The organism is Streptomyces sp. NBC_00335 (assembly GCF_036127095.1).
Taxonomy (GTDB): domain Bacteria; phylum Actinomycetota; class Actinomycetes; order Streptomycetales; family Streptomycetaceae; genus Streptomyces.
Genome location: NZ_CP108006.1, coordinates 1,900,750 through 1,915,597 on the forward strand (window position 1 = coordinate 1,900,750; position 14,848 = coordinate 1,915,597).

Consider the following 14,848-nt stretch of genomic DNA (forward strand, 5'->3'; position numbering starts at 1 on the left):
TAAACCCGTCACGGGGGTGACACCACTCGAACGGCCTAGACTATGTGGCACATGGTATGTGGTATTTCACATGACACACTGATTCCATGGACCGCATGGATGACTTCCTCAGGCTCTCCGCGAGCACCGCCCGCTTCACCTACGGCGCCCCGCGCGCCTTCTCCTTCGGGGACGAAGGCCGGCTCCTCTGGTTCCTCCGCTCCACCGGCCCCACCGATCCCTTCGACAGCCTCTGGGTCCTGGACACCGCCACCGGCGCCGAAACCCGGCTCGCCGACCCCCGCGAACTGTCCCCCGAGCCGGGGCCGCTCCCCCTCGTCGAGCGCCGGCTGCGCGAACGCTCGCGGCTCGTCGCCGCCGGGATCGGCTCGTACGCGCTCTCCGCCGACGGGCTCACCGCGCTGTTCGCGCTCTACGGGCGCCTGTACGAGGTCACCCGCGAGGCCGGCGCCGGAGCGCCCGCGCAGCCCAAGGAGATCCCCACCGCCGGTCCCGTCTTCGACCCGCGCCCGAGCCCCGACGCCTCGCGCATCGCCTACGTCACCGACGACGCCCTCCACACCGTCCCCGGCGGCCGGGTCAGCCCCGACGACGGAGCCCGCTGGGGCGTCTCGGAGTTCGCCGCCGCCGAGGAGCTGGACCGGCACCGGGGGCACTGGTGGTCCCCCGACGGGGAGCGCCTGCTGGCCGCCCGCGTCGACGAATCCGCCCTCCAGCGGCGCTGGTTCGCCGACCCGGCGCACCCGGAGCTGCCGGCCGAGGACTTCGCGTACCCCGAGGCGGGCGGCCCCAACGCCGACGTGCGGTTCTGGGTGCTCGGACCGGGCGCGGACAACGCCGTGCGGCTCGACTGGGACACCGAGACCTACCCGTACGTCTCCGACGTGGAGTGGCCCCCGAGTGACACCGTGCCCCCCGAGATCCTGCTCACCGTGCAGGACCGGCTCCAGCAGAACGTCCTGCTGCTCTCCGCCGACCCGGACACCGGGCGCACCCGGGAGCTGTCGCGCACCACGCACCCCCAGTGGGTGGACCCCATGCTCCCCGGCACCCCGGCGCGGCTGGCCGACGGCCGGATGCTCACCTCGGCCGACACCCCCGGCGGGGCGGCCCGCGCGCTCGCGCTGGACGGCGTACTGCTCACCGGGGAGGGGCTCCAGGTCCGCAAGGTGGCCGGCACCCACGGGAACCGGCTGCTGATCGAGGCCGCGCTGCGCGACCCCGCCGAGCAGCAGGTGCTCCTGCTGGATCCGGACACGGGCGAGCTGACCCCGCTCGCGGACGGGCCCGGGGTGCACGCCGTCCAGTCCGCCGCCGGGGCGCTGCTGCTGACCTCCGCCGACGCCGACGGCATCCGGCGCGTCCTGCGCACCGCCGACGGGCGGGAGTTCGCACCCGTCGACCTGTCGCAGCCGCTGCCGTACCGGGTGGTCCCGGTGCTGGAGCGGGTCACCGAGCACGGGGTGCCCACCGCCCTGGTGCTGCCGCGCGGGCACGTCCCCGGCACGCGGCTGCCCGTCCTGATGGACAGCTACGGCGGCCCCGGCATGCAGGACGTCAGCGCCGAGCCGCGCCGCTGGCAGCACCGGCAGTGGTGGGCCGACCAGGGCTTCGCCGTGGTCACCGTCGACAACCGCGGCACCGCGCACGTCTCCCCGCGGTTCACCCACGCCATGTTCCGGGGCTTCTCGGAGGTCACCCTGGAGGACCAGGTCGCCGCCCTGCAGGCGCTCGGGGCGCGCCACGCCGACCTCGACCTGAACCGGGTCGGCATCCGCGGCTGGTCGTACGGCGGGTACCTGTCCGCGCTCGCGGTGCTGCGCCGCCCGGACGTCTTCCACGCGGCGGCGGCCGGGGCCGCGCCGACCGACTTCCGGCAGTACGACACGGCGTACACCGAGCGGTACCTGGGTCTGCCCCAGGCGCACCCGGAGGTGTACGAGCGGGACAGCCTGCTCTCCGACGCGGCGGGTCTGAGCCGGCCGCTGCTGCTGGTCACGGGGCTGGCCGACGACAACGTCCACCCCTCGCACACCTTGCGGCTCTCGCAGGCCCTGACCGACGCGGGCCGCCCGCACCAGCTGCTCGCGCTGCCGGGCGTCACGCACATGACCCCGGGCGGGGTGCGCGAGAAGGTCATGGCGCTGGAGCTGGAGTTCTTCCGCAAGGAGCTGGGCCTGGTCTGAGGCCGGGCAGATCCCGGAACGACGGCAGGGCCCCGGAGCGAGATCATCGCTCCGGGGCCCTCCCCGTTGCCCGGGTTCCCCGCCGGTCACCCGGGCGCCTGCGGCTACGCCAGGTGACAGGCCACCTCACGGGAGGCGACCGTCCGCAGCAGCGGCCGTTCGGTGCGGCAGATCTCCTGCGCCACGGGGCACCTGGGGTGGAAGGTGCAGCCGGGGGGCGGGGCGGCCGGACTCGGCGGATCGCCGAGCAGCACGATCCGCTCGCGCCGCCGCTCCGCCGCCGGGTCGGGCAGCGGTACGGCGGACAACAGCGCCCTGGTGTACGGGTGCTGGGGGTTCTCGTAGAGCGACTTCTTGTCGCCCATCTCCACGATCCGGCCGAGGTACATGACGGCGACCCGGTCGCTGACCCGTTTGACGACGGAGAGGTCGTGCGCGATGAACACGTAGGCCAGGCCCAGTTCGGCGCGCAGCCGCTCCATCAGGTTGACGATCTGCGCCTGCACGGAGACGTCGAGCGCCGAGACCGGCTCGTCGGCGATGATCAGCCGGGGGCTGGTGGCGAGCGACCGGGCGATCCCGATGCGCTGCGCCTGGCCGCCGGAGAACTCGTGCGGATAGCGGTCGATGTGCTCCGGGATCAGTCCGACGAGCTCCATGAGCTCGGCGGCCCGGCGGCGGGCGTCCGCCGCGCTCGAACCCTGCACCAGCAGCGGGTCGGAGATGATCCGGGCCACCGTCTGGCGGGGGTTGAGGGAGGAGTGCGGGTCCTGGAAGACCATCTGGAGGTTCCGCCGCAGGGGACGCAGGGCGCTCTGGGAGAGCCGGCTGATGTCCTTGCCGTCGAACTCGACGCTTCCGGAGGTCGGTTCCAGCAGCCGGACCAGCATCCGCCCGGTGGTGGACTTCCCGCAGCCCGATTCTCCTACGAGGCCCAGGGTCCGGCCGGCCTCCAGGTCGAAGGAGACCCCGTCGACGGCGCGCACGGGCGCCCCCCGGCGCCCGGTCGCGGACCGCTTGCCGGGGAAGGACATCGTCAGGTCGCGCACCCGCAGCAGCGGGGGCGGGTCCTCCCCGCGGGCCGCCGGGATCCGGTCGGTGCGGGCGGCGGTGTGCGGCTGGTTCGTCGTGGTCATCGGGTCACCTCCCGGACGGCGCCCGCGAAGTGGCAGGCGGATTCGCGGCCGGCGTCGCCGTAGGGTCGCAGTTGCGGCCGCACCGTGGCGCAGCGCTCGCGGTCCGCGTCGTCGGCCGCGGCGGCCACGGGGCAGCGCGGGGCGAAGGCGCATCCCGGGGCCGGGGCGAGCAGGGAGGGCGGGGAGCCGGGGATGGCCCGCAGCGGCTCCTCGTCGGCGTCGTCCAGCCGGGGCAGGGAGTCGAGGAGCCCCCGGGTGTAGGGGTGCGCCGGATCGGCGAACAGGTCGTCCACCGGGGCCTGTTCGGCGGCGCGGCCGCCGTACATGACGAGTACCTCGTGGGCGACCCGGGCGACCACGCCCAGATCGTGGGTGATCATGACGACGCCGAGTCCGCGCTCCTGCTGGAGACCGGCGATCAGCTCCAGGATCTGCGCCTGCACGGTGACGTCGAGGGCGGTGGTGGGCTCGTCGGCGATGAGCAGGTCGGGCTCGCACGCCAGCGCCATGGCGATCATCGCGCGCTGGCGCATGCCGCCGGAGAACTGGTGGGGGTACTCCCCCGCCCGGCGGGCGGGTTCGGGGATGCCGACCTCGCCGAGCATGTCGACGGCGCGCCGTTTCGCGGCGGCCCGGCCGGCCCGGAAGTGGACCCGGAAGTGCTCGGCGATCTGCTCGCCGACCGTGTAGTAGGGGTGCAGGCTGGACAGCGGGTCCTGGAAGATCATGGCCATCTTGCGGCCGCGCAGCTTGGAGAGCTCCTTCTCGGACTTGGTGGTCAGCTCCTGTCCGTCGAGGGCGATGGAGCCGCCGATCTCGGCGCCCCGGTGCAGGCCCATCACGGCGAGGGAGGTGACGGACTTGCCCGATCCGGACTCGCCGACGATCCCGAGCGTGCGGCCGGCCTCGACGGTGAAGCCGAGGGAGTCCACGGCGCGCACGGTGCCGCGCGGGGTGGTGAAGGTGACCTGCAGGTCCCGGACTTGGAGCAGCGGGGCCGCGGGGGCCGCGGCTTCGTGAGGAGGAGCCATCAGTACCTCACCCTCGGGTCGATGACGGCGTACAGGAGGTCGACGGCGAGGTTCGCGACGACGATGAAGAAGGCGGCCAGCAGGGTGACCCCGAGCACGACGGGCTGGTCCGAGCTGACCAGGGCCCCGTAGAACAGCCGCCCGATGCCCGGGAGTCCGAAGATGGACTCGGTGATGACGGCTCCGGCGAGCAGGCCGCCGAGGTCCATGCCGAAGATGGTGAGGATCGGGGTCATCCCGGAGCGCAGTCCGTGTTTGACCACGACGGTGCGCTCGGGCATCCCCTTGGCGCGGGCGGTACGGATGTACGGCTCGGCCATCGCCTCGATCATCGAACCGCGGCTCTGGCGGGCGTACATGGCGGCGTAGAGCAGGGCGAGCGCGGTCCAGGGCAGGAGCAGGTTGCCGGCCCAGGCCAGCGGGTTGTCGGTGAAGGCCTGGTAGGTGGGGTAGGGCAGGAGCCCGGCGATCCGGATGACTCCGTAGATGAGCATCACGGAGGTGAAGTACACGGGCAGGGAGGCCGCGGCGACCGCGCCGACCATGAGGACCTTGTCCGTGGCCGTGTCCTTGCGCAGGGCGGCGGTGACTCCCGCGCCGAGTCCGAGGACGAGCCAGAGGACGGCCGCGCCGACGGCGAGGGAGGCGGAGACCGGGAGCCGGTCCATGAGCAGGTCCCATACGGGCAGGGAGTTCTCGTAGGAGTAGCCCAGGCAGGGGAAGTCGCACTGGACGGCGTACTGGCCGGTGCCCAGGGTGCGTCCGGTGAAGATCCCGGTGAGGAACTCGCCGAACTGCCGCCACAGCGGCCGGTCCAGGCCGAGGTACGCGCGTACGTCGGCCAGCCGCTCGGCGCTGCAGGTCTTGCCGCAGGCGGCCGCGGCCGGGTCGGAGGGGAGCACGTAGAAGATGAGGAAGGTGACGGCGGCGATGGCCAGGAGGACGCCGGCGAGGGCGAGCAGCCGGCGTGCGAGGTAGAGGATCACGTCCGGCCGCCCCTCGGGTCGAGGATGTCGCGCAGGGCGTCGCCGAGCAGGGTGAAGGCGAGGACCGCGAGGAAGAGGAAGAGGCTGGGGATGACGAAGTACATGGGGTCGGTCTCGTAGAAGGCCACGGACTCGGCGATCATCTGGCCCCAGGAGGGGGTGGGCGGGCGGACGCCCACGCCGAGGTAGCTGAGCGCGGCCTCGGTGCTGATCATGCCGGGGATGAGCAGGGTGGTGTAGGCGATGACCGGGCCGGAGACCCCCGGGAGGATGTCGCGGGTCAGGATCCGCCAGGAGCTCGATCCGCCGACGCGGGCGGCGTCCACGTACTCGCGGTGTTTGAGCGAGAGGGCCTGCCCGCGGACGACGCGGGCGACGCCGGGCCAGCCGAAGACGCCGATGACGACGGTCATGAGGACGATGCGGTTGACGTCCTTGGCCACCGACAGCATCGCGATCATGAAGATGAGGGACGGGAAGGACATCGTCAGGTCCATCAGCCGGGACAGGACGGCGTCGGTGCGCCCGCCGAAGTAGCCGGCGGCGATTCCGGCGGCGGTGCCCGTCACGACCACGATGGCGGTGGCGGCGAAGGCGATGAGGAGCGAGACCTGGGCGCCGTGGACGACGCGGGCGAACAGGTCGCGGCCGCTGACGGGTTCCACGCCGAGCCAGTGCTCGGGGCTGATCCCGCCGAAGGAGCCCAGCGGCTGGCCGCCGAGGTAGGGGTCGATGGCGGACTTGTCGAACTCGTCCGGGGACCAGCCGCCGAGCGCGCCCAGCCAGGGGGCGGTGACGGCCATCAGGACGAAGAGCAGGACGACGCAGAGACTGACGCGGACGGCGGGGCGGCGGCGGAGTTCCCGCCGGGCGAGCTGCCAGGGGCTGCTGCCCGGGGGGACGGTCCCGGCCGGTGCGCCGTCCGGGGCTGCCGGACGGGCGGCGCCCGGTCCGGCAGCGCCCGGTGCGGTGGTGGTCATGGTGTCAGGGGCCCCCGCGTCCTCAGCCCTGGCTCTTCGACGGGTCCTTCAGACCGACGGTGGCGTAGTCGATCTGGCCGACCCAGACGGGGTGTCCGAAGGCTCCCGCGATGTTGGTGCCGACGAGCAGCGGCTTGCGCTCCAGCAGGAGGGGGACGGCCGGGGACTTCTTCATGATCTCGGCGTCGAGGTCGATCCAGGCCTGGTTGGCCTGCTTGGCGTCGGCCATGGCGTTGATCTCGTCGATCCGCTTCATCGTGGCGTCGTCGCGGAACTGGGCGTTGTTGCCCTGGTTGCCCTTCTCCTTGATGGTGCGTCCGTCGAAGACGAAGGGGATCCAGGTGGAGCCGGAGGGGTAGTCGGGGCACCAGCCGGCGAGCGACATGTCGGGGGTGGTGGAGAGGTCGCCGATGACGTCGTAGTAGGCGCCCGGGTCGACCGTGTCGATGACGACCTCGACGCCGGCACGGGCCAGGCCCTGCTGAAGGGCCTCCGCCTTGCCCTTGTCTCCGGTGGAGACGGCGAGCGAGACCTTCAGGGTCTCCTTGCCGGCCGCCTTGAGAAGTTCCTTGGCCTTGGCGGGGTCCCCGGAGGGGGCGATCCCCAGGGTGTCGGCCTGCTTGCCGCCGGACATGGCCGGGGGCAGGTAGGCGGTGGCGATCTCGTTGAGGGCCGGGCCGCCGCCCGCGGTGATCACGGCCTCCTTGTCCACGGCGTACTGCATGGCCTCGCGGACCTTGGGGTCGTTGAAGGGGGCGCGGGAGTTGTTGAGGTGGAGCATCTCCGTACAGCCCTGGGACTCGGCCAGCAGCCGCGACTTGATCTCCGGCTTGGGCAGCACCTTGGGTGCGCTCTCGGGCCGCATGTCGGACCACTGGACGGAGGAGGCGTCGGCGCCCTCCCCGGCGATGATCCGGTCGTCGATCTGGCCGCCCTTGAGGCCCATGACGACCACGAACTTGTCGGGGTAGGCCTTGCGGACGGTGTCGGTCTTGGCGTCCCAGTGCTCGTTGCGGACCAGGACGAGCTTCTTGTCCCGGTCGTACGACTCGATCTTGTACGGGCCGGAGGAGAACGGGCGGGCGTCGTACTGCGTGCCCTTCTCCTGGGACTCGGGGACCGGGGCGAAGGTGGGCAGGGTCGCGGTCGCGGAGAACTCGGCGACGGGCCGCTTCAGTTCGAAGACGATCGTGCGGTCGTCGGGGGTCTTCACCGAGTCGAGGTGCTTGCCCTGGAGCGGGCCCTTGTAGCCCTCGGCGCCGGCGAGGTACTGGGCCGCGTAGTCGGGGCCGCCCGTGAGGTCGGGGGCCATGGAGCGCTCGACGTTGTACTTGATGTCCTGCGCCTTGATGGGCGAGCCGTCCTCGTACTTCACGCCCTCCTTCAGGGTGAAGGTCCAGGTCTTGCCGCCGTTGGAGGGGGTACCGAGGTCGGTGGCGAGGTCGGGGACGAGCTCGCTGCCGGCCTTGCCCGGTTCGGCCTTGAAGGTGACCAGGGTGCGGTAGAGGAGGCGGGTGCCGAAGTCCATCGTCGGCATGACCCAGTTGCGGGCGGGGTCGAGGTGGGCGAAGTCCTGGTTGGACAGGACGGTGATGGTCCCGCCCTTGACGGGGGTCCCGCCGAGGATCTTGCCGTCGTTGGCGGAGGCGGGGTTGGAGGCCCCGGCACCTGCGGCGGAGCCCTTCTTGGGGTCGGAGCAGCCCGAGGCGCCGAGTGCGAGTGCGGCCACCAGGGCGGTGGCGAGGGCGAGTTGGGTGCGCTTGGTCATGGGTCACTCCAGTGAAGGGCCGCGCTCTATGATGTGACCGGTAACATAGTAATGTGAAATTGTACTGACAAGGGGTTGGACCCCGGTTGGACCCACCGTTATCCAGCCGTGTCCAAATGGGTACGGACGCCAGGGCGTTGGGCATGCCGAACGCCGGGCGCGCTGCTGCGCGGCCCGGCGTCGAGGGAGGGGCGGGGGCTAGAGGCCCGCGCCCAGGCGGCCCTTCGGGCGGCCCACCGGTTCGTCGCGGCCCTGGGCCCAGAGGGAGCGGACGTGGCCCAGGTGGCGGGTCATGCAGGCTTCGGCCGCCTCCGCGTCGCCGGTGAGCATCAGGTCCAGGAGCTCGATGTGCTCCTCGGCGGAGGAGACCAGCTTGCCGGCCTCGTCCAGGCCCGTCAGGCCGTACAGCCGGGAGCGCTTGCGCAGGTCGCCGACGGTTTCCACCAGGCGGTCGTTGCCCGAGAGGCCGAGGAGGGTGAGGTGGAAGCGGCGGTCGGCCTCCAGGTAGCCGATGAGGTTGTGCTCGCGCGCGCTGGTGACGATCTCCTGCGCGATGGGGCGCAAGGCCTCCAGTGCCTCGGGCGCGGCGATCTTCGTGATCTTGCCGATGGTCGGGACCTCGATCATCGTGCGCAGCTCGGTGTACTGGTCCAGATCGCGCTCGCTGACCTCCGTGATGCGGAAGCCCTTGTTGCGGACCGGTTCCACCAGGCCCTCGCGGGCCAGGTCCAGCATGGCCTCGCGCACCGGGGTGGCCGAGACGCCGAGCTCGGCCGCGAGGCCGGGAGCGGAGTAGACGCTCCCGGGGCGCAGTTCACCCGCTATCAGGGCTGCCCGCAGGGCGTGGCCTACCTGGTCGCGGAGCCGTTCCTGAGCCTTGATGAGACTGTGCTGCTTCAGGTCACCCATTGCATTTCCTCCGAGACCGCTCACACCATCGGCGTGCGGAGGAACAGCGTACAATGTCACGTTGCGCTCGTTCCTCAGTGGACACCGCTCCCGGCGGCCTCGAACAGGGCCACCGCCACAGCGAGATCTTCCCAGGCCATGCCCACACTCTTGAAGAGCTGTGGACAACTCGCCGCCCCCGCACCCGGCATCCGGCCCGCGACCAGGTCGGCCAGGGTGCCGCTGATATGACCGGCGCCGATCGCCCCTTCGGCCTCCGGCACCAGCAGGTCCCCCGCCTCGCGCAGAGCCGCCGCACGCGACTCCACGTACACCGCCGCCCGCCGGACCAGCGCCGTGTCCACCTCGCGGGCGTCCGGCTCGTGCGAGCCGACCGCGACCACGGTGGCGCCCGGCGCGATGAGCCGCCCGTCGAAGAGGGGCTCGCGGGAGGTGGTGCAGCAGATCACCAGGTCCGCGTCGGCCACTTCAGCCGCCACCCCCGGCCGGGCGGGGACGCCCAGCCCGCGCGCGTGCGCCGCCAGCTTCTCCGCGGCGGCGGCGCTGCCCGCCGACCCCGCACGGGCCACGACCACCACCTCCGCCAGCTGCCGCATCGCGTGCACCGCTTCGAGGTGCCCGTACGCCTGCGGTCCCGATCCGAAGATCAGCAGCCGCAGCGGCCGCCCGGCCGGGGCCAGGTGGCGCAGCGCGAGCGCCGAGACCGCCGGGGTGCGCAGGGTGGTCAGCACCGCCCCGTCGAGCAGGGCGAGGGGGCGCAGGGTGGGCCCGTCCAGGAGGAGGTAGGACCCGGTGATCCGGGGCAGCCCGAGCGCCGGGTTCCCCGGGGCCACTCCGGCGATCTTCACTCCGGCGTAGGCCCCGGTGGCGGCCGGCATCAGCAGCAGCTCCCCGCCGCCGGGCACGGGCAGGGCGCTGCGCGGCGGGCAGGTCTCCGGGTCCAGCCCGGAGCGCAGTACGCCGGCCAGCGCGTCGGCGGCGGCGGCCGGGGTGAGGAGCCCGGCCATCTCCGCGCCCGACAGCTGGGGGATCACAGGAGGAACCCGGCGCCGAGGGCGTCCTGCGGGTCGACGCTGAAGAGGTGTTCGCCGGTGCGGTACGCCGTACCGGTGACCTCCGTGACCACACCGGCGGCCACCCGGGCGGCGACGCGGCCCGTGAACACCGTGCCCACGACCGACTCGTGCAGCAGGTCCTCCCCCTCACCCAGCCGCCCGTCCTCGGCCAGCAGCGCGAGCCGCGCCGAGGTGCCGGAGCCGCAGGGCGAGCGGTCGATCTGGCCGTCGGCGAAGACGGTGACGTTGCGCTGGTGCGGACCGAAGGGGGTGTCGGGGAGCTCCTCGAACAGGGTCACCCCGTACACCCCGGAGAGCAGCGGCCCGTCCGGGTGCCAGGTCCCGGGGTGGGTGGCGAGGGCGGCCCGGATCTCCTTCCCGGCGCGCACGAGCTCGGGCAGGGAGGCCGGGCTCACGTCGAGGCCTAGGTCCCGGGCGGGCAGGGAGGCGTAGCAGGCCCCGGCGTGCGCGATGTCCACCTCGGCCATGCCCAGCGTGGTGGCGACGGGCACCTTGCGGGCGCTGGTGCGGGCCGGGACGTTGCGGAAGGTGACCCCGGTGGTGCGGCCGCCGGCGCGGTGCACGGTCGCGGCGACCCGCCCCGAGGGCACGTCGATCCGTACCTGGACGTCCCCGTCGTCGGGGGCGGCGACCCGGCCGGTGTCCACGGCCCAGGCGCCCAGCGCCATGGTGCCGTGGCCGCAGGCGGTGGAGTAGCCGTCCTTGTGCCAGAACAGCACCCCGAAGTGGGCCCCGTCGTCGTCGGGCGGGACCACGAAGCCCCCGTACATCCCCGCGTGCCCGCGCGGCTCCTGCACGAGGAGCCGCCGTACGTCGTCCAGCGCGCCGCGCCGGGGGGCCGTGCCCGATCCCCCCGGTCCGATGGCGGTGGCGCAGCGCTCGGCGACGGTGTCCCCGGGCACGGGCGGAGCGCCGCCCGTGGTGAGATCGACGATGCGGAAGGGCTCGCCGGCGGTGTGGTAGTCCACGGTTCGTACGACGGTCACAGGAGGAACCCTCCGGGGAACGGGTCGGACGGGTCGAGGAAGTACTGGGCGGTGCCGGTGATCCAGGCCCGTCCGGTGACGGTGGGCACGAGGGCCGGGCGGCCGGCCACCGTGGTCTCGCCGATGAGGCGGCCGGTGAACTCGGTGCCGATGAAGGACTCGTTGACGAAGTCCGTTTCCAGGGACAGGAGTCCGCGGGCGTGCAGCTGCGCCATGCGCGCGCTGGTTCCCGTACCGCACGGCGAGCGGTCGAACCAGCCCGGGTGGATGGCCATCGCGTGCCGGGAGCGGTGGGCGTCGGAGCCGGGGGCGGCGAGGTAGACGTGCTTGACCCCGCCGAAGGAGGGGTTCTCGGGGTGCACGGGCCGGTCCGGGGAGGCGTTGATCGCCTCCATGAGGGCCAGGCCGGCGGCGAGCAGGTCGTCCCCGCGCTCGCGGTCGAAGGGGAGCCCGAGGGAGTCGAGTTCGACGAAGGCGTAGAAGTTGCCGCCGTAGGCGAGGTCGTAGGTGACCGTGCCGTACCCGGGAACCTCGGCCTTGAGGTCGAGGCCCACGCAGAAGGCCGGCACGTTGGTGAAGGTGGCGGCGGTGGCCGCCCCGTCCTCGACGCGGACGTCCACGCTGACCAGCCCGGCCGGGGTGTCGAGCCGGACGGTGGTGACCGGCTCGACGACGGGCACCATGCCCGTCTCGACCAGGACGGTGGCGACCCCGATGGTGCCGTGCCCGCACATGGGGAGCAGGCCCGACACCTCGATGTACAGGACGCCGAAGTCGGCGTCGGGGCGGGTCGGGGGCTGCAGGATGGCGCCGCTCATCGCGGAGTGGCCGCGCGGCTCGTACATGAGCAGGGTCCGCAGGTGGTCCAGGTGCTCGATGAAGTGGAGCCGCTTGTCGGCCATGGTGGCGCCGGGGATCACCCCGACTCCCCCGGTGATCACCCGGGTGGGCATGCCCTCGGTGTGCGAGTCCACCGCGTGGTAGATGTTTCGGGTGCGCATCAGGTCCCCCTTGGAATGGCTTAGTTGAGACCCTCGGCGAGGGCCTTCTCGGTGGCGGCGCGGACACCGGCCTCGATCTCGCCGGTGAGCGGGAAGCGCGGCGGGCGGGTCGGACCTCCGGGGCGGCCGGCCAGGTCCATGGAGAGCTTGATGGCCTGGACGAACTCGGTCTTGGAGTCCCAGCGCAGCAGGGAGTGCAGGGACTTGTAGAGCGGCAGGGCGGTGTCGAGGTCTCCCGCGACGGCGGCGCGGTAGAGGGTGGCGCAGGCCTGCGGGAGCGCGTTGGGGTAGCCGGCGATCCAGCCGACGGCGCCGGCCAGGGCCAGTTCGAGCAGCACGTCGTCGGCGCCGATCAACAGGTCCAGGCCCGGGGCCAGTTCGGCGATCTCGTAGGCGCGCCGCACGTCCCCGCTGAACTCCTTGACGGCGACGATGGAGCCGTCGGCGTGCAGCCGGGCCAGCAGGTCCGGGACGAGGTCCACCTTGGTGTCGATGGGGTTGTTGTACGCGACCACGGGCAGGCCGGCGCGGGCGACCTCGGCGTAGTGGGCACGCACGGCGTCCGCGTCGGCCCGGAAGGCGTTGGGCGGCAGCAGGAGCACGGATCCGGCGCCGGCCTCGGCGGCCTGCTCGGCCCAGCGGCGGGATTCGGCGCTGCCGTAGGCCGCGACTCCGGGCATCACGCGGGCACCGTCGCCGGCGGCCTCGACGGCGGTACGGACGACGGCGGCGCGCTCCTCGTCGGTGAGGGTCTGGTACTCGCCGAGGGAGCCGTTCGGAACGACGCCGTCGCAGCCGTTGGCGATCAGCCAGGCCACGTGCTCGGCGTAGGCGTCGTGGTCGACGCTCAGGTCTTCCCGCAGGGGCAGGGTGGTGGCGACCATGATGCCGTGCCAGGGGCGGGTGCGGGTGTCCGCGGCGGCGGGCGCGGGGGTGTGCGCGTGGGTCATGAGAGTGCTCCCTAGGGTGATGTGTGACATTTTACTAGTGGGTGTGACGTGGCCACAAGAGGTGCGGCCGCCCTGTCGGCGGTCCCGTCAGGGAAGTTCGGGGGAAAGCGCGGCCGGGGGTTCGGCCGGGAGCGCGGCGAGGTGGCGCAGCGGAACCGGGCAGGACAGCGGCCTGCGGTCGGGAGCGGGATCGGTACCGGCCAGGGCGGCGACGGCCGGGCCGCACATCCGGCCCTGACACCAGCCCATGCCGGCCCGGGTAAGGAGTTTGACCGTACGGGCGTCCCGCGCCCCCAGATCTTCGACGGCTTCCCGGATCCGGCCCGCCGGCACCTCCTCGCAGCGGCACACGTCGGTGTCCTCGCGCAGCCAGCCGGTCCAGCCGGGACCCGGGCGGTGCGCGCCGGCCATCGCGGCGGCGAAGGCGCGCAGCCTCGTACGGGTACGGGCGAGGCGCGCCGGAACCGGCCGGCCCGCGACCGAATGAGCGGCGATCTCCCCTTCGACCAGGGCCAGCTGAGCTCCGCCGATGCCGCCGGTCTCCCCGGCGGACCAGACCCCGGGGACGGAGGTCCGCTGCCCGGCATCCACTTCCAGGGCGACGGTGGCGTCCGGGCTCGGACGGGTGGCGCAGCCGAGACCGGTGGCCAGCTCCAGCTGGGGCACCAGCCCGTGGCCGACGGCCACGGCGTCGCACGGGATGCGGCGGGCGGTGCCCGGGACCGGGCGCCAGTCGCGGTCGAGCCGGGCCACGGTGACGGCCTCGACCCGGTCGGTGCCGTGGGCCTCGGTGACGGCGTGCCGGGTGAGCAGACGCACCCCGTGGCGAACCAGCGCCCCGCCGTACGTGGCCCCTTCCACCAGCTTGCCGGGGTTGCGGAGCAGGGCGGGGGCGTGGGCGGCGTAGCCGGTGTACGCAGCGGCCTCCACGACGGCGGGCACCCGGGCCCCGGCTGCGGCGAGCGAGCCGGCCACGGCGAGCAGCAGCGGCCCGCTCCCGGCGACGACGACCCGGCTGCCCGGGAGCACGAGCCCACCCTTGAGCATGGCCTGCGCCCCGCCGGCCCCGACGACCCCGGGCAGGGTCCAGCCGGGGAAGGGGAGCTGGCGCTCGTAGGCCCCGGTGGCGAGCAGAACGGCACGGGCCCGGACCGTGGCGGGATCCTCGTCGGGGCCGGCGACGGCGTGCAGGGTCCAGCCGGGGCTCTCACCGGAATCCGGGGTCACCGTCCAGACGTGGTGATGGGGCAGGTACGTGATCCGCCCGGCCGACACGTGGGCGCGCAGGGCGGCTTCGCGTGAGGCGAAGGCGGACCATCCGTGGTGCAGGGCCTCGGGGCGGGTGGCGCCGAGTCCGGGCGCGGGGTGTCGGTAGTACTGCCCGCCGGGGCGCTCCCCCGCGTCGAGCAGGATGACGCTCAGGCCCAGCCCGGCGGCCGCGACCGCGGCGGCGAGGCCGGCGGGGCCGGCACCGACGACGGCGAGGTCAGACGGCGAGGTCGTCATGGCCGGTCCCTTCCTGGGTGGTGACGTGGTCGCCCGGGCGGGCGGGGACGAGGCACGCGCGCTGGTTCGGGCGGCCGTTGACGGTGACGAGGCAGTCGTAGCAGCTGCCGATCCCGCAGAACGCTCCGCGGGGGGCGGCGGTTTCGCGGGTGGTGCGCCAGGCGAGGATGCCGGCGGACCAGAGGACGGCGGCGATGCTCTGCCCGGACTGGGCCGGGAGCTCGCGGTCGTCGAAGCGCAGGCTCCAGCTTTCCGCGGCGGTTCCGCCCACCAGGTCGCGGGGCGACCTTCGCCGCCCCCTCATCGCTTCGCTCATCGCTTCCGTCCTCCTAG

General features: G+C 73.2%; 13 protein-coding genes. 1 reads left to right on the forward strand and 12 read right to left on the reverse strand.

Annotation, left to right across the window (positions count from 1 at the left end):
* The first annotated feature begins 86 nt into the window (after positions 1-86).
* Complete coding sequence (locus tag OHA37_RS08480) at positions 87-2,186, forward strand: S9 family peptidase (RefSeq protein WP_266903726.1); 2,100 nt, start codon at positions 87-89, stop codon at positions 2,184-2,186.
* A gap of 104 nt (positions 2,187-2,290) precedes the next feature.
* Here OHA37_RS08480 and OHA37_RS08485 read toward each other — a convergent pair whose 3' ends face one another.
* The 12 genes from OHA37_RS08485 to OHA37_RS08540 form a co-directional block, all read right to left on the reverse strand.
* Positions 2,291-3,322 (reverse strand): ABC transporter ATP-binding protein, encoded by a 1,032-nt coding sequence (locus OHA37_RS08485; protein WP_266903727.1) that lies wholly within the window; start codon positions 3,320-3,322, stop codon positions 2,291-2,293.
* On the reverse strand, positions 3,319-4,353 hold the full coding sequence (locus tag OHA37_RS08490) for an ABC transporter ATP-binding protein (RefSeq protein ID WP_266903728.1): 1,035 nt from the start codon (positions 4,351-4,353) through the stop codon (positions 3,319-3,321). The genes OHA37_RS08485 and OHA37_RS08490 overlap by 4 nt, the downstream gene beginning before the upstream one ends.
* Positions 4,353-5,339, reverse strand: a complete 987-nt coding sequence (locus OHA37_RS08495) for an ABC transporter permease (RefSeq protein WP_266903729.1) — start codon at positions 5,337-5,339, stop codon at positions 4,353-4,355. The genes OHA37_RS08490 and OHA37_RS08495 overlap by 1 nt, the downstream gene beginning before the upstream one ends.
* Complete coding sequence (locus tag OHA37_RS08500; protein WP_266903730.1) at positions 5,336-6,319, reverse strand: ABC transporter permease; 984 nt, start codon at positions 6,317-6,319, stop codon at positions 5,336-5,338. The genes OHA37_RS08495 and OHA37_RS08500 overlap by 4 nt, the downstream gene beginning before the upstream one ends.
* A gap of 22 nt (positions 6,320-6,341) precedes the next feature.
* The gene (locus OHA37_RS08505; protein ID WP_266903731.1) at positions 6,342-8,087 is read right to left on the reverse strand and encodes an ABC transporter substrate-binding protein; all 1,746 of its coding nucleotides are present in this window, start codon (positions 8,085-8,087) and stop codon (positions 6,342-6,344) included.
* Between the two features lie 198 nt (positions 8,088-8,285).
* Complete coding sequence (locus tag OHA37_RS08510) at positions 8,286-8,996, reverse strand: GntR family transcriptional regulator (protein ID WP_266903732.1); 711 nt, start codon at positions 8,994-8,996, stop codon at positions 8,286-8,288.
* A 74-nt stretch (positions 8,997-9,070) separates the two neighbouring features.
* Entirely contained in the window at positions 9,071-10,003 is a 933-nt protein-coding gene (locus OHA37_RS08515; protein ID WP_266912593.1) for an ornithine cyclodeaminase family protein, read from the reverse strand.
* A gap of 23 nt (positions 10,004-10,026) precedes the next feature.
* Positions 10,027-11,058, reverse strand: a complete 1,032-nt coding sequence (locus OHA37_RS08520) for a proline racemase family protein (protein ID WP_266903733.1) — start codon at positions 11,056-11,058, stop codon at positions 10,027-10,029.
* The gene (locus OHA37_RS08525) at positions 11,055-12,059 is read right to left on the reverse strand and encodes a proline racemase family protein (RefSeq protein WP_266903734.1); all 1,005 of its coding nucleotides are present in this window, start codon (positions 12,057-12,059) and stop codon (positions 11,055-11,057) included. Before OHA37_RS08525 ends, OHA37_RS08520 begins: the two co-directional genes overlap by 4 nt.
* A gap of 20 nt (positions 12,060-12,079) precedes the next feature.
* Positions 12,080-13,009, reverse strand: coding sequence for a dihydrodipicolinate synthase family protein (locus tag OHA37_RS08530; protein ID WP_266903735.1), 930 nt, complete (start codon positions 13,007-13,009; stop codon positions 12,080-12,082).
* A gap of 87 nt (positions 13,010-13,096) precedes the next feature.
* On the reverse strand, positions 13,097-14,515 hold the full coding sequence (locus OHA37_RS08535) for an FAD/NAD(P)-dependent oxidoreductase (RefSeq protein ID WP_266903736.1): 1,419 nt from the start codon (positions 14,513-14,515) through the stop codon (positions 13,097-13,099).
* Positions 14,496-14,831, reverse strand: a complete 336-nt coding sequence (locus tag OHA37_RS08540; protein WP_443046127.1) for a (2Fe-2S)-binding protein — start codon at positions 14,829-14,831, stop codon at positions 14,496-14,498. Before OHA37_RS08540 ends, OHA37_RS08535 begins: the two co-directional genes overlap by 20 nt.
* Between the last annotated feature and the right edge of the window lie 17 nt (positions 14,832-14,848).